We start from the raw sequence: 23,082 nt of genomic DNA, 5'->3' as shown, positions 1-23,082 counted from the left end.
TGACGCACTCGCCGACCGGGCCCGGGCCGTCCCCGGCCTCCCGGAGAAGCCGGTGCGGAAGAAGGGCGGCCTGATCGCGGGCGCCGCCCCGGCCGGCGCAGCCGTCGCGGTGGCCGCGACACCGCTGATCACCCACCTCACGGGAGGCGCGTCGGGCGCCGGCTCGTCCGGACGGGTCACCGTGAGCCGCCCCTCGGCCACACCTTCGTCTTCGCGTGCGGGCGCCCCCGAACCCGCCGTCGCGGCCCCGTCCGCCCCCCGGCGGCGGTGTGCCCGGGGGCGCGACGGGGGAGGTTTTGTGCGGCGGGGTCGGAGTGGGTTAGCCTGCGGCGTATTTTCTCATCATGCAGTTCCGTGAAGTGCGGAAATGCACAGCGTCGGGGGCCCTTGCGGGCCCCCGGGGTGTTCGGGTCCTCACCGCCGGGGGCCCCTGGGGAGCGGGGCGAGGTTGCGCATGACCAGCGACAAGTCCGAGACCGTCGACGCCGCGCCGGGCGACCAGGAGCTGAGACAGCTTCTGGCGGGCCTGACCGCCGTGCGCGACGGCGACTTCGGCACGCGCCTTCCGGAGGACGCCCACGGTCTCATGGGCGACATCGCGACCGTGTTCAACGGCATGGTCGATCAGTTGTCGGTGTTCACCTCCGAGGTCACCCGGGTGGCCCGGGAGGTGGGCACCGAGGGGACGCTCGGCGGGCAGGCGGAGGTGCCCGGGGTCTCCGGGACCTGGGCCGACCTCACCGACTCGGTCAACGCCATGGCCGGGAATCTGACCACCCAGGTCCGTGACATCGCCCAGGTGGCCACGGCGGTGGCCAAGGGCGACCTGTCGCAGAAGATCGACGTGCCCGCGCGCGGCGAGATCCTCCAGCTGAAGAACACCGTCAACACGATGGTGGACCAGCTCTCCGCGTTCGCCGACGAGGTCACCCGCGTCGCCCGCGAGGTCGGCACCGAAGGACGCCTCGGCGGCCAGGCGAAGGTGCCGGGGGTCGCCGGCGTGTGGCGGGACCTGACCGACTCCGTCAACTTCATGGCGGGCAACCTCACCAGCCAGGTCCGCAACGTCGCCCAGGTGACGACGGCGGTGGCCAAGGGCGACCTCTCACAGAAGATCACCGTCGACGCCCGCGGCGAGATCCTGGAACTCAAGAACACCATCAACACGATGGTCGACCAGCTCTCCGCCTTCGCCGACGAGGTCACCCGCGTCGCCCGCGAGGTCGGCACCGAAGGACGCCTCGGCGGCCAGGCCGACGTCAAGGGCGTCAAGGGCACGTGGCGGGACCTGACCGACTCCGTCAACTTCATGGCGGGCAACCTCACCAGCCAGGTCCGCAACGTCGCCCAGGTGGCGACCGCGGTGGCCAAGGGCGACCTCTCACAGAAGATCACCGTCGACGCCCGCGGCGAGATCCTGGAACTCAAGAACACCATCAACACGATGGTCGACCAGCTCTCCGCCTTCGCCGACGAGGTCACCCGCGTCGCCCGCGAGGTCGGCACCGAGGGACGCCTCGGCGGCCAGGCCGACGTCAAGGGCGTCTCGGGCACCTGGAAGGCCCTCACCGACAACGTGAACGTGATGGCGTCGAACCTGACGGGTCAGGTCCGCTCCATCGCCCAGGTCGCCACCGCCGTGGCCCGCGGCGACCTGTCCCGCAAGATCACGGTCGAGGCGAAGGGCGAGGTCGCCGCGCTGGCCGATGTGATCAACACGATGGTCGACACGCTCTCGGCGTTCGCCGACGAGGTCACCCGCGTCGCCCGCGAGGTCGGCACCGAAGGACGCCTCGGCGGCCAGGCCCATGTGCCGAACGTGGCGGGCACCTGGAAGGACCTCACCGACAACGTCAACTCCATGGCCAACAACCTGACCGGCCAGGTGCGCAACATCGCGCTGGTCACGACCGCGGTGGCCCGGGGTGACCTGTCGAAGAAGATCGACGTGGACGCCCGCGGCGAGATCCTGGAGCTGAAGACGACCATCAACACGATGGTCGACCAGCTCTCCGCCTTCGCCGACGAGGTCACCCGCGTCGCCCGCGAGGTCGGCACCGAAGGACGTCTCGGCGGCCAGGCCGAGGTGGAGGGCGTCTCGGGCACCTGGAAGCGGCTCACGGAGAACGTCAACGAGCTGGCCGGCAACCTGACCCGTCAGGTGCGGGCGATCGGCGCGGTCGCCAGCGCCGTGGCCGAGGGCGACCTGACCCGCTCCATCACGGTGGAGGCCTCCGGCGAGGTCGCCGAGCTGAAGGACAACATCAACTCCATGGTGGAGTCGCTGCGCGAGACCACCCGGGCCAACCAGGAACAGGACTGGCTCAAGACCAACCTGGCGCGCATCGCCGGCCTGATGCAGGGCCACCGGGAGCTGCCGGTGGTGGCCGAGCTGATCATGGAGGAGCTGACGCCGCTGGTGGCGGCCCAGTACGGCGCCTTCTACCTCTCCGAGGACGGCGACCGCGGCCCGGAGCTGCGGCTCGTCGGTTCGTACGGCAGGCCCGACGACGACCAGCGGCCCGCCCGCTTCACCGTCGGCCGCTCGCTGGTCGGCCAGGCCGCTCGCAGCCGCCGTACCATCACCGTGGACGCGCTGCCGCCGGGCTACGTCACCATCTCGTCCGGGCTCGGCCAGACGGTCCCGACCGCGCTGATCCTGCTGCCGATCCTGTTCGAGGACCAGGTCCTCGGTGTCATCGAGCTGGCGTCGGTCGCCGCCTTCACGCCCATCCACCGGGACTTCCTGGAACAGCTGCGCGAGACGCTCGGCGTGAACCTCAACACGATCGTGGCGAACGCCCGCACCGACGAGCTGCTGGAGGAGTCCCAGCGGCTGACCGCCGAACTCCAGGCCCGCTCGGCCGAGCTGCAGTCCCAGCAGGACGAATTGCAGCGCTCCAACGCCGAACTGGAGGAGAAGGCCACCCTGCTCGCGTCGCAGAACCGCGACATCGAGGCGAAGAACCTCCAGATCGAGCAGGCGCGGCAGGAACTGGAGGCCCGCGCCCAGCAGTTGTCGCTGGCCTCGAAGTACAAGTCGGAGTTCCTGGCCAACATGAGCCACGAGCTGCGCACCCCGCTCAACAGCCTGCTGATCCTCGCCCAGTTGCTGGCCCAGAACCCGTCGCGCAACCTGACCCCCAAGCAGGTCGAGTACGCGGGGATCATCCACTCGGCGGGCAGCGACCTGCTCCAGCTGATCAACGACATCCTCGACCTGTCGAAGGTCGAGGCCGGCAAGATGGACGTCGCCCCCGAGCGGGTGCCGCTGCGCCAGCTGATCGAGTACGTGGAGGCCACCTTCCGGCCGATGACGTCCCAGAAGGGACTGGAGTTCGCCGTCCGCACCGCGCCGGGCGCGCCCGGCGACCTGCTCACCGACGACTCCCGGCTGCGGCAGATCCTGCGCAACCTGCTCTCCAACGCGGTCAAGTTCACCGAACAGGGCGGCGTCGAGCTGGCCATCGAGCCGGCGGCCGACGAGGAGGTCCCGGAGGGCGTCGTGCGGGGCGGTGCCGTCGTGGCGTTCCGGGTACGGGACACCGGCATCGGCATCCCGGAGCAGCACCTGGAGACGATCTTCGGGGCGTTCCAGCAGGCGGACGGCACCACGAGCCGCAAGTACGGCGGGACCGGCCTCGGCCTGTCCATCACCCGGGAGATCGCGCACCTGCTCGGCGGTGCCGTGGCGGTGGACAGCACGCCCGGCCGGGGCAGCACGTTCACGCTGTACCTGCCGGTGGCCCGGCCGGACTTCGAGCAGTTGCTCGGCAGCGGCCGGCCCGCGCCGAAGGAAGCGGCCGAGCTGCTCCCCGCCGATGCGGCCGTCCAGGAGACCGTCGCACCGCAGCAGGCCCTTCCTGCCCGGCAGCGGCCGCGCCGGCTGCTCGTCGTGGAGGAGCGGTCGCGCGGGCTGCTGACCCTGGTCGCCGAGAGCGTGGTCGCCGAAGTGGCCCGGCACAGCCCCGACGACGGCTCCCCGCTGGCCGCGGTGGAGGTCATCACCGCCGTGGGGGCGCAGGAGGCGGCGGGCGCGCTGGCCGCCGAGCCGTGCCACTGCGTCGTACTGGACCTCGACATGCCCGACGGGGAGGCGGGCCGGTTCCTGCAGGCCCTGCAGGGCGACTCGGGCCTGGCGGGCGTCCCGGTGCTCGTCCACAGCGGCCGCAGGCCGGAGGTGGCCCGGGACGAGGCGCTGCGCTCGCACCGGGACGACGGGGCGCTGGAGTTCCTGTCCAGCCTGGACGAGCTGCGCGAGCGCATCGCGCTGCACCTGTCGGCCGAGGAGCCCGGGGACGTGCTGTCCCTGGTCCGGGGCGACGACCCGCAGGACCTCGCCCCGCCGGTCGACGACAGCTTCCGGGGTCATACGGTCCTGGTCGTCGACGACGACGCGCGCAACCTGTTCGCGCTGAGCGGGATCCTGGAGATGTACGGGTTCCGGGTGCTGCACGCGGAGAACGGGCGCAAGGGCATCGACACGCTGCTCGGCAACCCCGACATCGCGATGGTGCTGATGGACGTGATGATGCCGGAGATGGACGGCTACACGGCCACCGCCGAGATCCGCAAGCTGCCGCAGTACGCCGACCTGCCGATCATCGCCGTCACCGCCAAGGCGATGCCCGGCGACCGGGAGAAGTCCCTGGCCTCGGGCGCGAGCGACTACGTCACCAAGCCTGTCGACACCCACGACCTCATCGCCTGCGTCCGCCGCTGGCTGGCCGCGTGAACGCGCCCGCGCGCTCGCGCCGAGGAGCACCCCTATCGTGAGCACGACCGAGCAGTCACACGAGCCGGAGGGCATCGAACCGCGCCCGGAGCCGTCCGCGCCCGCCGGGGAGCCGCCCGCCGGCGATCCGGTGCCGGCCGGCGTCTCCCCCACCTCCCCCGTCGGCAGGCTCGCCGCCACCGTGGAGCGGCTGCGCCGCGAGGTGCGCGCCGCTCAGGCGGAGGCGGAGGGCCGGGCGCTGATCGAGCTGGCCAAGGGCATCCTGGTGGAGCGGCTGGGGTGCGGTCCGGCGCAGGCCGCCCGGCAGCTCGCCGAGCTGGCCGAGCAGGCCAAGGCGACCCCGCTGGAGTTCGCGGTGGAGGTCATCAACCAGGCCGCCCGCGACCGGATGTCGGAGATCACCAACACCTTCCTGGCCGCCGCCGCGGGTGCCGCCGAGCGTGACGCCGCGGCCGTGCGGCTGAGGGCGGCCGAGAGCGGGGCGCTGGCCGCGGACGACACGCAGTCCGTCGCCGATTCCCTGCTGGAGCACGCGCTGCGCCCGCTGGGCGCGGTGGCCGTGGCCGTGTGGGCCGCGGGCGCCGACGGCTCGCTGACCCTCGCCGGGAGCGCCGGGTTCTCCCCGACGGAGGCCACCCGGTGGCGCTATGTGCCGCCGGAGGTGGCGACGGTGGCGCGCCGGGGCCTGACCGAGCGCACCGGCCAGTGGTTCGGCTCCCTCGCCGAGACCGGGCTGCCCACCATCGGCCGGCACCTGTACCCGGACGGCGGCCGGGCGGCGCTGCCCGCGGGCACCGGGGGCCGCATCCACGGGGTGCTGGAGATCGCCTGGCCGGGGCCGCTGGAGCCGCAGCCGCCGCAGATCATGCGGCAGGTGGACGCCCTCGCCGAGCTGTGCGCGCACACCCTTGAGACGTACACCCTGCGCCGGGAGGCCGGGCAGGAACCCCGCGTCCTGCCCGACACCGCCGAGTTGATGGACCTCGCGGACGGGCTGCACGACCCCGCTCTGGTCCTGGTGCCGTACCTCGACGACTCCGGGCAGCTGGTCGACTTCCGCATCCAGCACATCAACAACCAGTTCCTGGACCCGGCCGGCCGGCCGCGGGCGGTGGTCAACGGTGCGCTGCTGCTGGAGGCGTACCCGATGGCCGCGGGCAAGAGCGAGCTGTTCCAGCGGGTGGAGCGGGTGTACGCCACGGGCGAGCCGTTCCGCGCCCGCCGCATGCAGCTGACCGCGCTCGTCGACCAGGTGTCGCTGTCGGCGGTCGCGGACATCAGCATCAGCCGGCACGGCAACAGCGTGCTGCTGATCTGGCGCATCGAGGACGAGACGGCGCGGCTGGCGAGCCTGCTCCAGCACGCCCAGCGCCTCGGCCGTATCGGCGGGTTCGAGGAGAACCTGCTCACGGGTGAGATCACCTGGAACGACCAGTTGTTCCACCTCTACGGCCGGCCCCCGACGAGCACGCCCGTCCCCCTGGAGGAGCTGACCGCGCACGCGCACCCCGACGACGCGGTGCCCATCGGCCGGTTCCTGCGCACGCTGCTGCACCAGCGGCGGCCCGCCTCGGCGGCCTTCCGGCTGCAGCGGCCCGACGGCGTGACCCGGCACATCCGCGTGGTCGCCGAACCGGTGCTGGACACCGACGGCCGGCTGTTCGTCGTGCGGGGCGCCTACCAGGACATCTCCGCCCAGCACTGGACGGAGGTGGCGCTCGCCGCGACCCGGGACCAGCTCGTGCACACCGAGCAGCAGGCCGCCGAGCGCAACCGGCTGACCCTGCAGTTGCAGCACGCCATCATGCCGCCGACCCGGACGCCGCTGACGGTGCCCGGCCTGGAGGTCGCCGTGCGGTACCGCCCGGCGGAGACCGAGCATCTGGTGGGCGGCGACTGGTACGACGCCGTGGTGCTGCCGTCCGGGCTGGTCCTGATGTGCGTGGGTGATGTCGCGGGCCATGGCATCGAGGCCGCCACCAGCATGGTCGTCCTGCGCAACGCGCTGCGCGGCCTGGCCGTGACCGGTGCCGGGCCGGGTCAGCTGCTGTCGTGGCTGAACATCGTGGCGCACCACCTGACCGGCGCGGTCACCGCCACGGCGGTCTGCGCGCTGTACGACCCCGACCGGCACACGCTGCGCTGGGCGCGGGCGGGCCACCTGCCGCCGGTCCTGGTCCGCGGCTCGGAGGCGGCGCCGCTGCCCCTGGTCAGGGGCCTGCTGCTGGGCGCGGTGCCGGAGGCCGTCTACGAGGAGGCGGAGCTGGAGTTCGCGCCGGAGGACACGCTGCTGCTGTACACCGACGGCCTGATCGAACGCCGCGACCGGTCCGTGGAGGAGTCCCTGGCCCATCTGCTGACCACGGCGCGCTCGGCGCCGAAAACCCTGGACCAGCAACTGGACGGCCTGCTGACCTATAGCCGATCGGACACGGACGACGACACCTGCATCGTGGGCATCCGGGTGGTGTGACCGCTGCCGGGGCCGCCGGGCCGGCCCCGGGGGGACGCGCGTGCACGGGCGCGTCCCGCGCGTGAGGGCGGCTCGCCCGGAGCGGACGAGCCGCGGCACGTCGGTGCCGGGCCGGTCGCCACCGGACCGCACGACCGGGAGGCGCGCCTCCGGCGGCGGCGGTGCCCGGGCGGCACCGCGGCACGAGTATGGCGCGCGCCACCGGCACCGGGGGGCGTGGTGGTACGACACCCGGTGCCGGGGTACGCGGGGCGGCATGATGAAACGCGCTGTGTGGCAGGGGCTCGTGGCGGGCGCGGCCGGGGTCGCGGTGATGACGCTGGGTGAGAAGGCCGAGCAGCGTCTGACCGGCCGGCCGGACTCGCATGTTCCGGCGCGCACGCTTCAGCGGCTGACGGGGATGCCCGAGCGGCCGGGGCGGCAGCCGTCGATGGTGAACCTGGTGATGCACTACGGGCAGGGTGCCCTGCTGGGGGTGGTGCGGTCGGTGATGGCGCAGGCCGGGCTGCGCGGGCCGGTGGCGTCGGCGCAGTTCGCCGTGGTGAGGCTCACCAACGACCAGATCCTGGAGAACGCCACCGGGGTCGGCGCGCCGCCGCGGACCTGGCCGCGCGAGGAACTGGTGGTGGACCTGTTGCACAAGGCCGTCTACGCCTTCGCCACCGGGGCCGTCGCCGACGCCCTGGCCGCCCGGTCCGGTCCCGGCCCCGGGCAGCGGCACGCCGCCGCGCGTCCGGGCCGGCACGCCGGCGTGGGGCCGCTCCCCCGCCGCGCGGCCTACGGCCGCTGAGCGTGCCCGGCGGCGGATCGGGGGAATCGGCCGCGAGCGGAGGGGTACCCCGGTGCGTGGGAAGCCGGCGGGCCGCCCGCCGGCCCAGGCGGAAGGAGCGGGTGACTCCATGGCCACTGCGGACGAGCCCACCGACGACGCGCTCGACCTCCATTTCATCGGCAACGCCACCGTGCTGCTGCGCTACGGCCCTCTGACGCTGCTCACCGACCCGAACTTCCTGCACCGGGGCGAGTACGCCTACCTCGGATACGGCCTGCTGAGCCGGCGCCTGACCGAGCCCGCCCTCGGCCCGCACGAGCTGCCCCGCGTCGACGGGATCGTGCTCTCCCACCTGCACGGAGACCACTGGGACCGCAGGGCCCGGCGGTCCCTGGACCGTACGATCCCGGTCCTCAGCACCCCCCACGCCGCGCGCCGCCTGAAGGTGCTGCACGGATTCCGGCGGACGGCGGGACTGCGGACCTGGCAGGCGTTCACCCTCCAGCGGCAAGGGGTACGGGCCACTGTCACCGCGCTGCCCGGCCGGCACGCCGGGCAGCCGGTGCTGCGCGGGCTGCTGCCGCCCGTGATGGGCAGCATGATCGAGTTCGGCCCCGTGGGCGGGCCGTCACGGCTGCGGCTGTACGTCTCCGGGGACACGCTCCTCTACGACGGCCTGGCGGAGATCGCCCACCGGTTCCCGGCCGCCGACCTGGCCGTCCTCCACCTGGGCGGCACCCGCCTGCCCGGCGGCTTCCTGGTCACCATGAACGGGACGCAGGGCGCCGAACTGGTCCGGCGTCTCGGGCCCCAGGCCGTGCTGCCCGTGCATTACGAGGACTACACGGTGATGCGCTCGCCCCTGTCCGCCTTCCTCGCCGAGGCCGGCAGGCTCGGCCTGGACGACCGGATCGTGCCCTGTCCGCACGGCGGCCGGGCGCGTCTGACCGCCGGCCCCGGAGCACTGCCCGTCGTGCGGTGAGCGGCGCCGTTCCCGTCAGGCTGCCGGGGTCCGGGGGACCCGGGTGGCCCGGCGGTCGGCCCGCAGCCGGTCCAGGAGGGCGTCGGCCGCGGCGAGGGCCTGGTCCACCGACTCGGTGACGGTCAGGGCGCACAGCCTGCGGGAGGTGACTTCCAGTTCGCGGCTCGAATGACCGGTGGGTTGCAGGTCGTGGCGGAAGCGAGCCTCGGCATAGCGCGCCAGTACCGCTCGTAGTTCCTTCTCCGCAGGCGGCAACACAGCCACAACCCCTCTCCCAACACGGACCGTCGTACCGGGCCCCACGTCTGTGAGCGCACCCTCCGGTGGCTCTCCCCAGGGGGCGTCTGCCCCGGCCCGCTCACCGTATGCACGGTTCCCCCGGCCAAACGCGCGGCGTCCGCGCGGTGTTCTCGGGTGTTGCCGGCCGGCCGCGCCTCCCGCTCCGGAACCCGGCCCTCAGCCAGTCCGCCAGAAGTCCAGCAGGGCGGTGACGAGTGCTTCGGGAGCCTCTTCGGCCATGTGGTGCCCGGATTCGATCGGGGCGCCGTCCAGCCGGCCCGCCACCCAGTCGCGCCAGACACCCGGCACATCACCGTAGAGGCCGGTCATGTCGTCGCGGGTGGCCCACAGCACCTGTACGGGACAGCCGATGCGCCGGCCGGCCCGCCGGTCGGCGTCGTCGTGCTCCCGGTCGATGCCGAGTCCGGCGCGGTAGTCCTCGCACATGGCGTGCACGGTGGCCGGGTCGTGGATGGCTCGGCGGTAGTCGTCGTACGCCTCGGCGCCCATCTGCTCGGCGGTGGCCTTGTACCAGGCGTCCGGATCGGCGTTGATGACGCGTTCGGCGGGCTTGTCGGTCTGTCCGAGGAAGAACCAGTGCCACCAACTGGCGGCGAAGGTCGCGTCGCAGCGCCGTAGTGCCTCCCCGATGGGCACGGCGTCCAGCACGCTGACGGCGGACACGGCTTCCGGGTGGTCCAGGGCGAGGCGTGTGGCCACATAGGCGCCCCGGTCGTGGCCGACGACGGCGAACCGGTCGTGTCCGAGGCCGCGCATCACCTTGAGCATGTCGCCGGCCATGGCGCGCTTGGCGTACGGACTGTGCCGCCCGTCGGTCGGGGGCTTGTCGGATTCGCCGTAGCCGCGCAGGTCGGGGCAGACCACCGTGTGCCCCGCGGCGGCCAGCGACGGGGCCACGCGGTGCCAGGTGGCGTGGGTACGCGGGTGGCCGTGGAGGAGCAGGACCGCGGGGCCGCTGCCGCCGTGGCGCACCCGCAGCCGGACGCCGTCGCCCTCACGACGTGTCAGCTCGAACCCGTCGAACATGAACTCTCCTCCGGTGCCGGGGACATCACGGCTCGCCTGCCCCGGCACGCTTCCCGCACACGGCGGTGCCGCCGGCCGCGTGCGCCGCGCTCACGCGGCGCCGTCCTGCACCGCGGCGTCCCGCCACTCGCTGGGCGAGCGGCCGTAGACGGACTTGAAGGCGCGGCTGAAGTGCGCGGCGTTCTTGAATCCCCAGCCCCGGGCCACCGCGGAGATCGTGCGGCCGGCGCGTCCGCGGCGCAGCAGTTCGCGGGCGCACTCCTCGATCCGCCGCTGCTGGATGAGCCGGTGCACGGTGGTGTCCTCGTCCTCGAACAGCGCGTGCAGGTAGCGCAGCGAGATGCCGTGGGCCTCGGCGACCCTGGCGGGTGACAGTGCGGGGTCGCGCAGGTGCGCGTCGATGTGGGCGCGGATCGCGGTCAGCAGCAGGGCGCGGGGGGTGTCCGGTGCGCTGTCGCCGTGTCCGCCCGCCTGCTCGTCGACGAGCGTGGCGACGAGGTCCGCGAGGTGGCCGCCGAGACGCTCCTTGACGTGGTCGGCGAAGGCGGTGGTGCCGGACGCCAGCTCGGTGGCGAGCGGACGCAGCAGCGCCGCCACGCCCTCGCCCGCGGGGATGGCGCGGCCGGTGACCTGCCGGACGCGGCCCGCGGACGGCCCCAGGGAGCGTTCGGGCATCCGCAGGGCGTACAGGTGGAACGGTGTCCGCTGGTCCAGCGCGAAGGGCCGGCTCAGGTCGAGCAGGGCCAGCTGACCGGCGCGTACGACGTCCGCGCGGCCGTCCTGCCGGATGGCGCCGGTGCCCTCCTCCTGCACGAGCAGGACCAGGCGGCCGTCCTCGGCGGCGGGTTCGGGGCGGGCCGGGCGGCTCAGCCGCAGCGGGGCCGCCCGCATGGACAGCAGCCGCAGCCGGCCCGCGTCGTCCGAGCCGAGCGTGCCCCGGAAGTCCGCGGTCCCCGAGGGGAAGGTCATCTCCACGGGTGCCAGCCGCCCCCGGACCGCGCGTTCCCACTCCCGGGCCCGGTCCGCCCCCGGTGCCGGTGCTGTCCTCGTCTCGTTCCGCACGGTGTCCCCTTCCGGTCCTCCGGCCCTGGCGGGACGGATGTGTCACGCCTTCAGCCTCGTCGGGGGCGCCGGGGAGGGGTTAGGTCATGTGACCTGTCCCGGGGGGTGCGTGTGACCTGTCCCGGGTGCGTGTGACCTGTCCTGGACGGCGGATGTGACCTGTCGCGGGGCGTGGTCGACGTGCTGCGCGGCCCGGTACGGCCGGCTCGCGGGTGCCGCCTACGCGGTGCCGCGCTCCAGGGCACGCGCCAGGGCGGCGCGTGAGGCGATGCCCAGCTTGGGGAAGACCTTCGCCAGGTGCCCGCCGACGGTGCGCGGGGACAGGCTGAGCCGGGCGCCGATCTCCTTGTTGGTGAGCCCGTCCGCGGCGAGCCGGGCGATGCGCAGTTCCTGCGCGGTGAGCGCGTCGCGACCGCCCGCCCCGCCGTCGACGGAGCGGAGTTCGCGTGCGGCGCGCTCGGCCCAGGGGACGGCGCCCAGCGCGCGGAAGGCCTCCAGGGACTGCTGGAGGACCTCGGGCGCCTGCGGGCGGCGGCGGTCGCGCAGCCAGGTGCCGTGGGCCAGCCGCAGCCGGGCCAGCTCGAACACCCACTGGTCGGCGCCGGGCACGGCGTACGCCGCCTCGTAGAGCCTGTCGGCCTCGTCGTCGGCGGCGGCCAGCGCCCGGGCGGCGGCCAGCAGGAACGCGTGGTGCGGGGAGATGTCGCCCATGCGCGCCGCCTCGCCCGCCGCCACGTGCGCCCGTGCCCGCGCGGTCCGGCCGGTGCGCAGCGCCGCGTCCACGAAGTCGAAGAACGGCAGGTGGAACCAGGGCAGGCCGGGCGGCAGGACGCCGGGCGGGGTCAGGCCGGCCAGGGCGGTGTACGCCTCCTCGTCGCGGCCGTGCCCGAGGGCGGCCAGGGCCCGCAGATGGGCGAGGTGGTCCGTCACGAACTTCATCCGGACCCGTTCGGCCAGGGGCCGGATGGCGCGGTCCACCGCGAGCAGGGCCTCCTCGTCGCCGCGTCCGGCGAGGAAATGGGCGTAGTGGTGCCGGAAGAGCAGGGCGTTGCAGTGGTAGCCGAGGGCGTCGGCCGCCTCGGCCTCGCGCAGGCACACCTCCGCCTGGTCCCAGTGGCCCCGCAGGTAGTTCTGGTAGCCGCCGGCCTTGGCGATGCTGCCCTGGGTGGCGTAGGCGTGCTGGCCCAGGAAGCGGCGCCACAGGGACGCGTCGGCCATGTCGACCGCGGCGGCGGTCCACAGCAGCAGCCATGCCGCCCCCGCCTGCTGTTCCTGGCTCATCGTCGCGGCCATGGCGCGCAGTTCGGTGCCCGTGCCGTGCGCGGTGCGGGCGGGGTCGGACCAGGCCCGGCGGCACAGGTCGGCCAGTGCGGAGACCTGGTGCCGGTGGGCGCGCAGGGCTGCCCAGCCGCGCGCGTCGGAGGTGTACACCGTCGCCAGCAGCAGCTTGAAGTAGACCTGTTCGGCGAGGTCGTCGAACGGTCCGGTGCCGGGTCCGGTGCGGGACAGGGCGTCGAGGGCCTGTGGCAGGAGGGTGAAGGACGACTCGAAGTCGACGTGGTGGCTCTGGTCGACGTAGACGACGGCGTAGGCGTACAGCGGTGCGCTGTCGACGGGGACGGGGGCGCGGCGCAGTTCCTCGACCAGTTTCGCCGCGTACGGCAGCCGTCCGCCGCGTGCGGCCATGGCGGCGGCCCAGGTCAGGCGGCGGGCGCGGGTCCCGGCGGCGGTGCTGAGGGCCGCCGCGCGGTGCAGCAGGAGGGCGCCCTCGGCGTCGCCGCCGCGCAGGGCGAGCCGGCGGCCGGCTTCCTGGAGACGTCCGGCCAGCGCGTCGTCGGGCAGCACGGTCGCGTCCGCCTCGTGGCCGAGCGCCCGGGGGTCGTCGTGCGGCAGGGCGGCGGCGAGCCGGCGGTGGGCGGCCCGTCGTTCGGGCCCGGAGGCTCGGGCGACGACGGCGCCGCGCACCAAGGGGTGCCGGAAGGTGAGCCGGCCGTCCGGTTCCAGCCGGGCCAGGCCGCTGGTCTCGATCTCGTCGAGCACGTCGTCGGCGCGCCGCGGGTCGAGCCCGTCCAGCAGGGCCGGGGTCACCCAGATCGCGGCCGTGCCGCCCAGCGCCGCGTACAGCAGCACGTGGACGGCCTCGGCGGACAGGCGGTCCAGCCGTGGGGCGAACAGCCGCTCCAGCCGGTGTCCGAGGGGGAACCTCCTCGGCAGCGGCATGACGCCGCGGGCCTGGTCGGGGTGGAGGTGCACGGGCAGTTCGACCAGCGCCAGCGGGTTGCCGGCCGCTTCCTGGAGGATGCGCTCGGCCGTGGTGACCGCGAGGTGCGGGTGCCGGGTGCTCAGGAGTGTGCGGGCGTGCTCCCCGTCCAGTGCGGTGAGGTCCACGACGGTGCCGGGCCGGCCCTCGGCCGTGGGCCCCTCGGGGCGGCCCGCGCTGACGAAGGCCAGCGGCACCTCGGCGGTGCGGCGTTGGAGGAACGCGAACACGGCCGCGCTGGAGGAGTCCACCCATTGCAGGTCGTCCACGAGGACCAGCACGGGACGCATGCGTGCCTCGCCCGCGAGGAGCGCGAGCACGGCGGCGCCCACGAGGAAGCCGCCCCGGACCGGTTCGGCGGCCTCCCCGAGGGCGAAGGCCAGGGCCCGCCGCTGCGGCTCGGGCAGCGCGCGCATGCGGCTCGTGAGCGGCCACAGCAATTGGTGCAGCGCGCCGAACGCCACGCCGGCCTCGGCCTCGGAGCCCACCGCGCGCAGCACGGTGAAGCCCAGGGCACGTGCCTCGGCGTGGGCCCAGTCCAGCAGGGCCGTCTTGCCGATGCCGGGCGCCCCCTGCAAGAGGGTGCCGGTACCGCCGCTGCCCGACCGGGCACCGTCCAGCACCCGGCGCAGCAGGGCCTGCTCGGCTCCGCGCCCGGCGAGCGCGGGACGGTCCCGCACCGGACGCCCCGCGGCCGGGAGACCGCCGACGGGAGGGGCCTGGGGCACGGGACCCGCCGGGTCGGACCCGGCCGACGCGAAGACGGCCCGCGGGGGCGGGACCACGGCCCTCCCGGACGGCGGCACCACGGCCACCGGGGACGACCCGGCCGGCGCGGGCGGCGCCGCGGCGCCGTGCGGGGGCGGCACGGCGGCCCCGGACGGCATTCCATCCGCCCCGGCCAGCGGAGCAGCGGCATACGGAGGCGACACGGACGCTCCGGGCAACGGCACACCAGCCTCCGACGACGGCCCACCCGACCCGGCCGGCGGTGCTGCGGCTTCCGGCGGCGGCCCGGCCGTCCCGGGCCACGCCGCGCCGGCCCCCGGGTGCACCGGGGCCGTGCCGCCCGGGATCCCCGTGGGGGCGCCGTCAGGCCGCACGGGACGTGTCCCGGCCGGTACCGGTGACGGTGCGCCCGGTACCGGCCGCCGGTGCGGTGGCGGTGATGCCGGAAGGGGCGCCGTGGGCATCGCCCGGCGTTCGGCCCGTCGTACCCGGCTGTTGCCCGCCCCGCGTCCGGTCCGCCGTGCTCAGCTGCCGCCATTCGCGCGGCGAGTGCCCGTACGCCCGGCGGAAGGCCCGGCTGAAGTGGGCCGGGTTGACGAAGCCCCAGCGGTGCGCCACCGCGGCCACGGCGGGCGCGGCCCGGCCGCCGCGGGCCAGTTCCCGCGCGCACTCCTCCAGCCGGCGCCGCTGGACGAGCCGCGCGACCGTGATGCCCTCCTCCTCGAACAGCCGGTGCAGGTAGCGCACGGAGATGTGGTGGGCCGTCGCCACCGTCTCCGGCGTCAGCCCGGGGTCCTCCAGATGGCGGTCGATGTGGTCGCGGATGCGCAGGACGAGTTCGCCGCGTCCGCTGTCGGCGCCGCCGGACGGACCGCGCTCGGCCACCAGGGTGCCGAAGAGGTCCTCCACGCCGGCCGCGAGCCGTGCCGCGACGGCGGGGCCGTAGGAGTCCGCCGGGTCGAGGAGGCGGGTGAGGAAGGGGCCGAGGACGGCGCCGATCCCGTCCGTTCCGCTGACGGCGGTCGCCGTGACCGCGCGCAGTTCCTTGTCGGACACGTCCAGCCCGCGGCGGGGCAGGTGGACGATGTGGCAGGCGAACCGCTCGGGGAAGTCCAGGGTGTACGGCCGGGCCGTGTCGTAGACGAGGAGGTCGCCGGCCTCGGCGACCGCGCTGCGGCCGTCCTGGACCAGCGTCACCGTACCGGCCGTCAGGACGAGCACCGCCACGCACGGGACGCCCGGCCCGCCCCGGCCCACTCGCTGGGCGTCGGCCTGGAGGGAGCAGACGGGCAGGTGCCCGAGGCGGCCGCCGGTGACCCGGCCGGTGAAGGCCGCGCTGCCGCGCGATGTCACCGCCATCGGGGTCGGGGCCGTGGCAAGGGCGGCCCGCCAACGGTCGACTCTGTCCCCGACCGGCACCATGTCCGTCGACAGCACGAGGTCCACCCGGCTCTCCTCTCTCTCCTCAGGGGGAATCAACCAGCCGGCGGTACCGCGCACCAGGCACTCTCCAGGCAGAAACAGGCAGTGCCGGAATGTGCGCGCGGGGAACAGTGCCGTGCGCGCAGGGGCAAGTCCGGCCGGTGGCCGGCACATAGGGTGGCGGGGCCGCCTTCGCCGGGCGGTGGTCGTGGTCAGGGCGCGTCCAGGCGGGCGAGCCGGGAGCGGGCCTCGGCGATCCGTCGCGGGTCGGCGCCGGGTCCGAGGGCGATGCAGCGTGCGAACGCCTCGCGGGCCTCGGCCTCGCGGCCGGCGTCGAGGAGTATGTCACCGAGGGAGCGGAGATAGCGGCTCTCCAGGGCGATGTTGCCGTCGGTGCGGCACAGTTCGACGGAGGTCCGCAGGTGCCGTACGGCTTCTTCGCAGCGGCCCAGGCGGGCGCAGGAGCGGCCGAGTCCCGCGAGGGCGTTGACGCGGGTGACGGCGGCGATGTGCGGTTCCAGGCGGTCGCCGGCCTCGTCGAGCCGGGCCAGGGCCCGCCGGTACGCCTCGGCCGCTTCCTCGCTGCGGTGGACGCCCTCCAGGTCCAAGGCGCGGCCGAGCAGCGCCTGGAGCATGCCGGGCAGGTCCCCGGCGGCGTCGAACAGGGTGATGGCCCGGGAGTTGTGGTCGAAGGCCGGGCCGGTCTGGCCGAGCAGGTGGTGGGCCCAGCTGGCGTAGTGGTTCGCCCACGCCTCCTGGACGCGGTCGCCGGCCCGGCGGGCCGCGGCGAGCGCGCGGGCCGAGTACTCCAGGCTGTCCCGTGGTCTGCCCTCGCACAGGAGCACGGCCCAGGCGTAGTAGTTGAGCTGGGTGGCTTCGAGCAGCGGGTCGCCGAGCGCCTCGGCGGCGCGGACGGCCATCTCGAAGACCTCCGGCCAGTGCCCCCAGAAGATCCACTGGTCGGAGAACCAGTGCAGGGACTCGGCCACCTCGACGACGGTCGCGTGGTCGCCGTCCGCGGCGGCGGCGTGCAGGGCCGCCAGCCAGTTGGGGGCCTCGGCCTGGAGCCATTCGCGTGCCTTGTCGGCGCTGGCGAGGTCCACGGTGCCCTGCCAGGTGGGCGGCGGCGCGCCGTGGTCGGGTTCGTACCACCGGCCGGCCACGACGGCCGTCTCGAGCAGCCAGTGGAACATCGAGCGGCGGGCCCGCTCGACGTCCTCGGCGTCGTCCTCGGCGGCGAGCCGGCTACGGCCGTACAGGCACAGCAGGTCGTGCAGCCGGTAGCGGTCCCCGGTGGCGCCGAGCAGGCCCGCCTCCACCAGTTCCTCCAGGGTGTCCTCGGCGTCGTAGAGGTCCTGGCCGGTGAGGCGGGCGGCGCCGGCGGCGCCCGTGTCGGGGCCGGGGATCAGGGAAAGGCGCCGGAACATGCGGGCGGCCGCGGGGGTGAGCTGGCGGTAGGACAGGTCGAAGGCGCTCGCCACCCGTATGTCGCCCGCTGACAGCGCGTCCAGACGGCGCTCCTCGCGGGCGAGCCGGTCCGCGAGCCGGCGCACGCTCCAGCCGGTGCGGGTCGCCAGCCAGTTGCCGGCCACCCGCAGGGCGAGCGGCAGACAGGCGCACAGCCGGGCGACCTCGCGCAGGGCGTCCGGTTCGGCCGTCGCGCGGTCTTCGCCGACGAGCGAGGCGAGGAAGGCGGCGGCTTCGGCGGCGTCGAGCCGGCCGAGCGGCAGGCGGTGCACGTCGTCGAGCCCGGTGAGCATGCGGCGGCTGGTGACGAGGACCAGCGTGCGGCCGGAGCCGGGCAGCAGCGGACGTACCTGGGCCTCGTCGCGGGCGTTGTCGAGCACCAGCAGGCAGCGGCGGTCGGCGAGCACCTGCCGGTAGAGGGCCGGGTGGGACTGCGGGCCGGACTTGGCGAGGTCGCGGTCGGGCACGCCGAAGGCCTTGAGCACCCGGACCATCAGCTCCGAGGCGGCGGGCGGGGTGCGGTCGGTGCCGCGCAGGTCCACCATGAGCTGGCCGTCCGGGAAGCGGTCGGCGAGCCGGCGGGCGGCGCGCAGGGCGAGGGTGGTCTTGCCGGTTCCGGGCGCGCCGTGGACGGCGACGACGACGGGCTGGGTGGTCGCGGTCCCGGTGTCCGCCTCGGTGTCGTCGTCCGCGGGGGGTGGTCCGGCTAGTTTCTCCAGTTCCGCCAGTTCGTCCGCGCGGCCCACGAAGTCGTCGACGCCACGGGGGAAGGAGCGCACGCCGACGGGGCTGTATCCGGGGGTACGCCCGGCCCGGGCGGCGGCGAGCAGCCGCTCGCGTTCGGTGTCGTCGAGCCCCAGCCCGTCGGCGAGCGCGGCGACCGTCCGCCGCTGCGGGGCGGCCCGGCGCCCGCGTTCCAGGTCGCCGATGCCGCGTACGCTGACGCCGGACGCGTCGGCCAGAGCCTCGATCGTCAGCGACTTCTCCAGCCGCATCTCCCGCAGCAGAGCCCCGAAAACCACCTCTTGTGCGGACATTACCGCCCCCTCCACCCCACTGATTACTTGAACATTGTACGAGATGGGTGGAGCGCTTCTGATCAAGGAAGGGAAGGGACGGCCCGGGACCCGCCTTCCGCGGACCCTCCCTCGCGCAGGGCCGGGAGCACCTCCGCCAGGGGGCCGGCCGGCGCCGGCTCACCGGTCGGTGAGGTCCGCCGGACGCCGGCGGCGGGGGCGTCCGGCTCGGACCGCCTACCGCACGTGGCAGGCGGCCACCTCCTTGCGGCCGGTTCTGCCTTGCCGGTACGCCCCGCACCGGAGGGCGACCTTGGAGCCCTGCTCCGACTGGCGCAGGATGACCAGGGTCTTGTCCCGCGGCGGCATGTTGCCCTGCCCGTAGGAGATGTAGCCGGTCGCGCCGTCGAAGGTGATGCCGCTCTTCAAGGCCGTGAGCATGGCGTCGGGGTCCACGCCGCCCTGACCGGAGAGGGCCATGTCGGCTGCCCGGGAGAGGACGTGGAAGGCGTCATAGGACACCGCGGAGTGGCCGTCGTCGCGCCAGGGGTCGTCCTTGGAGGGGCCGCGCACGAAGGCGTCGTACTTGACGAGGAACTGCCTCGTCTTGTCGTCGGCGGCACTGTCGTCGGCCGGCAGCCGGTGCGCCGAGTAGTACAGCCGGAGCCAGTCCTTGTCGTTGAACTCGCCCGTGAGCACCACGTTCGTGAGTTCGTTGCCGCCGAGCATGGTGATGTCGCGGTCGATGCACGTCCCCTGCGTGTCCAGGGCGTTGACGAAGGCGACGAAGTCACGGGCGCGCGCGGACCAGTAGACGACCGTCGGTTCGGAGCCGCGCAACGCGTCGCACACCGTAGCCGCGAGATCGTGCGCGCTGCTGATCCGCGGCGTGCCCGCGGGCGCGCCCTCGAAGTCGCCCGCCTGGGAGAAGTTGACCAAGTGCGTGTCGCCGTGGAAGTGTTCGCGGAACTTGTCCGCGAGGCTCTTGCTGTACAGGTCCGCCGAACTCTGGATCACCACGGCCTCCTTGGCCGGTTCACAGCCGCCGTCGGCGCGCGCCATGATGGGGAAGCCGGTGGCGAAGTTCGCCTCGATGTGCGCTTCGGTGCTGTTGAGCGGCGTGAGGGGCCAGTAGTTGGCGCTGACCAGCATCTCGTCGGCGGTGGCGGTGGTGCCGATCACGGGAAGTTCGGCCTGCTTCAGGATGTCCAGGGCCCTGAGCGTCGTCTCCTTGCTCTGGGCGAAGCCGAGAACGCCGATCACCTCCTCGTACTCCTTGCCGTCCTTGCCGTCCTTGCCGTCCTTGCCCGGCCGGCCGTGCCTGACCTCGTCGACGAGCTTGCGTGCCTCCTGTTCGGCGTTCTCGAAACCCTTGCCGGTCGTGACCACCCTGACGCGCAGCGGCACCCGCGAATCGTCGGCGACCGCGTACGTGTTCAGATCGTGCTGCCACATGGCGATGCCGCGCAGCTCCGGGATCGTTCCGTCGAACAGGGTGTCCGTCTTCGAGGTCGGCCCGTCCGACGTGAACGCGACGACGGTGCGCACGGTCCGGCCCCGCGCCACGAAGGCTTCGGCCTCCCGGTTCTGTGCGTCGATCTTCGCGAGGGTCTCGTCGTACCACTGCTTCGGGCGCAGCGGGACGGGCTGGGAGTACCTGCTCCCGGCGACCGGCATGTCACCGGCGGCGCAACTCCTCGACTCCCGCTCCACCGGCCCGAGGTACACCGCGCCGCCGACCCCGAGGAGTCCCAGCGCCAACGCGGTGCCGCCGGCCACGCCCGCGGTCATCGTGCGTCCGCCGACGCGGTACGACGTCGGAGATGTCGGACGGATGAACAGCCCCTCCCTGGTGAAGGGTTCCTCCCTCAGCCGCACCAGGACCACGCCGGGGTCGGACTGGTGCAGCAGCCGTCCCGCCGAGGTGAGGCTGGACGCCGCCGGGTCGCCGAGGTTCTGCAGCAGCTGCCGGGAGGGCGTGCCGACCGCGATGACCAGGGGGCCCGCCGCCCGTGCGGTGTTCCTCCGCTCCTGGTGGAACGAGCGCAGGAAACGCTCCACCGCCTCGGCGCCCGGCCTCTCCTCCCGGGGCAGCGGAACCAGGATGACGGGACGTGCGGTGCGGCGGCGTTGCAGGGGCCGCACACTGCCGACCTTGGGTGTCTTCAGGTCTTCCAGCAGGGCGCGCGTCAGGAGCGATTCGAGGGCGGACAACGACTCCCGGTGCCGGGGGTGGTCGGGCGGCAGCACGAGCCGTGACACCTGACGGTCGGCCACCTCGTCCATCACCGCGAACAGGGTCTCGGCGTCTCCGGACATGCCGAGCATGCCGCCGAGCCAGCGTTGACGGGCCGGGCGGAACACGCGCGGGGCGCGCAGCAGCCCGCGGGTCTTGCGCCGCTCCCAGCACCAGCGGGGAAACGTCCGGGTGATGCCCTGCCACAGGGACCCGAGCAGCCAGCCGCGGATGCCGCCGACCGGTGGCGACTCGCTGCCGCCGAGCGCCCACAGGAAGACCTGCAGGCGTCCCTCGCGCCGCAGTTGGCGGTGCATCCGCAGTTGGCCGTGCGCGTGGTCGCGCAGTACGTCCGCGCCCGGGGCCCGCCGTTCGTCCGCGTGTTCCCTGATGTAGCCGACCGAGTCCCACAGCGGCCAGAAGCCGGGCAGCCGGTCCGGTGTCATGTGTTTGGGCTTGCCCAGGGCCAGTCCGCGGGCCGCCGCGCCGGAGAGCAGTTCGGAGCCGTCGTCGGCCGTGGGGATCGCGTACGGGACCAGCTTCACGTCCTGCTGGCCGCGCAATGCCTGCTCCAGCGCTCCTGTCAGTCTCCGGACGCGGCTGTCGTACTCGGCGGCATCCCCTGCGACGTCCAGGATCACCAGCGGCGGTGTGTGCGCGAGCATCTCCCGCTCGGCGGGCGACACCGCCTGGCGGAATTCCCGGACGAAATCGTCCGCGCCCTCGTCGTCCGGGAAACCGCTCGGTAAGCGGTCGGATCCGGCCATGGAAGATCCCCCTCAGTCCTCCTCGGCGGGTCACGTCATCCGGCCCGCCGCCTCCACGCAGGGGGAGAGAGTACTGGTAATGCCGCCTTTCTCACACCGGATCGCGAAAAGCGCTCCGGCCACCGGAAATAACGCCGGGCCAGTGTCTGCAATTATGCGAGTGGGCCGTATTCGGCAAGCACGTGTGGTCGCCGGAACTCCTCCCGGGCAAGGGTCAGCGCGCGAAGACCGTACTCGCCAGAAGGACGTGGACGGCGGTGCCGCCGAGAATGCTCGACAGCGCGTTGCGGCGCCACAGGTGCAGGCCGACGGTGACGGCCAGGGCGGCCGACGGGGCCACGGCGCGGGCCTCGGTCACCGGGACGTCGTGCAGGCAGTAGACGAGGAGGATCACCATGACACCCGCGGGCATGCGGGTGCTGAGGAAGCGCACGGTGGCGCTGGCGCGCAGCGGAGCCAGCGCCGCGAACGGCAGGGCGCGCAGGGCCCAGGTGACGGCGGCGGAGACGAGGATCGCGGCGACGGCGTGGCCGGTGTCAGGCATGAGCGGTCTTCCTGCCGGTGGCGAGGTGGCGGGCCAGGAGGGCGGCGGTGAACAGCGCGAAGGCGACCAGCAGCATCCGCGACGGGAACAGCAGCCGGGCGGCCAGGGCGCTGAGCAGGGCCAGCGAAGGGGTGGGCAGATCACCGCGCAGCTCCCGCGCGGCATCGAGGGCGAGCACGGTGAACAGGGCGGTCAGCGCGAAGTCCAGGCCGGTGACGCTGTCGGGCACGAGGAAGCCGAGCAGGGCTCCGGTCGTCGAACTGCCGGCCCAGTACAGGTGCAGCAGGAACTGGAACCACAGGAGGCGCGGGCCGGACCAGGAGCGGGCCCGTTTCCCGGTGGCCAGCGCGTACGCCTCGTCACACAGCGTGAAGGTGCTGTAGGCCCTGCCGAGGCGGCCCCGCACCCGGTCGAGGGGGAAGGACAGCGCGTAGAAGACGTGCCGGACGTTCACCAGGAACGCGGACGCCGCGATGCCGGCCAACGGGACCGCGGCGGTGACCATCCCGATGAGCAGGAACTCGAACGATCCGCCGAAGACCAGCGTCGCGGACAGCCCCGCCCACCACCAGTCCAGACCCGCCTGTGTCGCCAGAGCGCCGAAGGCGAGTCCGAGCGGAAGGAATCCCAGGCCCACTCCGGTGGAGTCCCTGAAGGCCGCGGCCGCCTGCGACAGTGCCGTGGACGGGATGACGGGACCGGGCCGGGGGCCGCTGCCGGTGGCGACAGGAGGTGCATCCATGGAGTAATTTTATGAAGAATCGCGCGTTATATGGTTGCCCGTCTTTGCCTTAGGATCGCGGCGTGAGCAATAAAATCACCCTCGATGCGGTCGATCGAGAAATTCTGTTTCATCTGCGTGAGGACGGGCGGCTGACCAACGTCGAACTGGCCAAGCGGGTCGGCCTCACCCCTCCGCCGTGCCTGCGCCGGGTCAAACGGCTGGAGGAGGCCGGGGTCATCACGGGCTACCGGGCCGTCATCAACCCCGAGGCCGTGGGCCGCGCCTTGGAGGTCCTGATCGACGTGGAGATCTACGCCCAGGACCGCAAGAGCTTCGAGGAGTTCGAGGACACCGTGGCGTCGTACGAGGAGGTCGTCGAGTTCCGCCGCATGTACGGACGCCCCGACTACTTCATCCGCGTGGCCGTCGCCGACCACGCCGCCTACGAAGCGTTCCTCACCGGCAAGCTCAGCTGCCTGCCCGCCGTCCGGCGCCTGGAGTCCCACCTGACCATGAAGGAGATCAAGACCATCGGGTAGGGCGGCACCACCGGATCCCTATTACGTA

At 73.7% G+C, this 23,082-nt stretch carries 14 protein-coding genes; 5 read left to right on the top strand and 9 right to left on the bottom strand.

The window, feature by feature from the left end; genetic code table 11:
* The first annotated feature begins 454 nt into the window (after positions 1–454).
* The 4 genes from ACZ63H_RS06310 (at position 455) to ACZ63H_RS06295 (ending at position 8,962) form a co-directional block, all read left to right on the top strand.
* A complete protein-coding gene (locus tag ACZ63H_RS06310) occupies positions 455–4,735 on the top strand; it encodes a HAMP domain-containing protein (protein WP_469862670.1) in 4,281 nt (1,426 codons plus the stop codon).
* 37 nt (positions 4,736–4,772) lie between these two features.
* Entirely contained in the window at positions 4,773–7,208 is a 2,436-nt protein-coding gene (locus ACZ63H_RS06305; RefSeq protein WP_469862668.1) for a SpoIIE family protein phosphatase, read from the top strand.
* Between the two features lie 256 nt (positions 7,209–7,464).
* A complete protein-coding gene (locus tag ACZ63H_RS06300) occupies positions 7,465–7,998 on the top strand; it encodes a hypothetical protein (protein WP_469862666.1) in 534 nt (177 codons plus the stop codon).
* Between the two features lie 109 nt (positions 7,999–8,107).
* Positions 8,108–8,962, top strand: coding sequence for an MBL fold metallo-hydrolase (locus tag ACZ63H_RS06295; protein ID WP_469862664.1), 855 nt, complete (start codon positions 8,108–8,110; stop codon positions 8,960–8,962).
* Positions 8,963–8,977: 15 nt separating this feature from the next.
* On the opposite strand, the gene ACZ63H_RS06290 is transcribed toward ACZ63H_RS06295, so the two are convergent.
* The 9 genes from ACZ63H_RS06290 to ACZ63H_RS06250 all read right to left on the bottom strand — a co-directional run bounded on the left by ACZ63H_RS06290 (position 8,978) and on the right by ACZ63H_RS06250 (position 22,533).
* Positions 8,978–9,226 (bottom strand): DUF5133 domain-containing protein, encoded by a 249-nt coding sequence (locus ACZ63H_RS06290; RefSeq protein ID WP_469862662.1) that lies wholly within the window; start codon positions 9,224–9,226, stop codon positions 8,978–8,980.
* Positions 9,227–9,418: 192 nt separating this feature from the next.
* Positions 9,419–10,288, bottom strand: a complete 870-nt coding sequence (locus tag ACZ63H_RS06285; protein WP_469862660.1) for an alpha/beta fold hydrolase — start codon at positions 10,286–10,288, stop codon at positions 9,419–9,421.
* Positions 10,289–10,378: 90 nt separating this feature from the next.
* A complete protein-coding gene (locus tag ACZ63H_RS06280; RefSeq protein ID WP_469862658.1) occupies positions 10,379–11,350 on the bottom strand; it encodes a helix-turn-helix domain-containing protein in 972 nt (323 codons plus the stop codon).
* A gap of 219 nt (positions 11,351–11,569) precedes the next feature.
* Positions 11,570–14,290, bottom strand: a complete 2,721-nt coding sequence (locus tag ACZ63H_RS06275; protein ID WP_469862656.1) for an AAA family ATPase — start codon at positions 14,288–14,290, stop codon at positions 11,570–11,572.
* Positions 14,291–14,702: 412 nt separating this feature from the next.
* The gene (locus ACZ63H_RS06270) at positions 14,703–15,785 is read right to left on the bottom strand and encodes an AraC-like ligand-binding domain-containing protein (RefSeq protein WP_469862654.1); all 1,083 of its coding nucleotides are present in this window, start codon (positions 15,783–15,785) and stop codon (positions 14,703–14,705) included.
* Positions 15,786–15,973: 188 nt separating this feature from the next.
* Positions 15,974–18,265 carry an ATP-binding protein gene (locus tag ACZ63H_RS06265; RefSeq protein WP_469862652.1) on the bottom strand — a complete coding sequence of 764 codons (2,292 nt, stop codon included), beginning with the start codon at positions 18,263–18,265 and terminating at the stop codon, positions 15,974–15,976.
* A gap of 216 nt (positions 18,266–18,481) precedes the next feature.
* Positions 18,482–21,247, bottom strand: coding sequence for a type 1 periplasmic-binding domain-containing protein (locus ACZ63H_RS06260; RefSeq protein WP_469862650.1), 2,766 nt, complete (start codon positions 21,245–21,247; stop codon positions 18,482–18,484).
* Positions 21,248–21,461: 214 nt separating this feature from the next.
* Positions 21,462–21,791: a branched-chain amino acid transporter permease gene (locus ACZ63H_RS06255; RefSeq protein ID WP_469862648.1), complete on the bottom strand. Its 330-nt coding sequence runs from the start codon at positions 21,789–21,791 to the stop codon at positions 21,462–21,464.
* Positions 21,784–22,533: an AzlC family ABC transporter permease gene (locus ACZ63H_RS06250; protein ID WP_469862646.1), complete on the bottom strand. Its 750-nt coding sequence runs from the start codon at positions 22,531–22,533 to the stop codon at positions 21,784–21,786. Before ACZ63H_RS06250 ends, ACZ63H_RS06255 begins: the two co-directional genes overlap by 8 nt.
* 62 nt (positions 22,534–22,595) lie before the next feature.
* On the opposite strand from ACZ63H_RS06250, the gene ACZ63H_RS06245 reads away from it, so the two are divergent.
* Complete coding sequence (locus ACZ63H_RS06245) at positions 22,596–23,054, top strand: Lrp/AsnC family transcriptional regulator (protein ID WP_467936873.1); 459 nt, start codon at positions 22,596–22,598, stop codon at positions 23,052–23,054.
* Positions 23,055–23,082 lie beyond the last annotated feature (28 nt).

It is taken from the genome of Streptomyces sp. NPDC104831 (assembly GCF_055583025.1).
The sequence above is the reverse complement of the archived record's forward strand: the minus strand, read 5'-3'. Positions and strand labels throughout refer to the sequence as shown.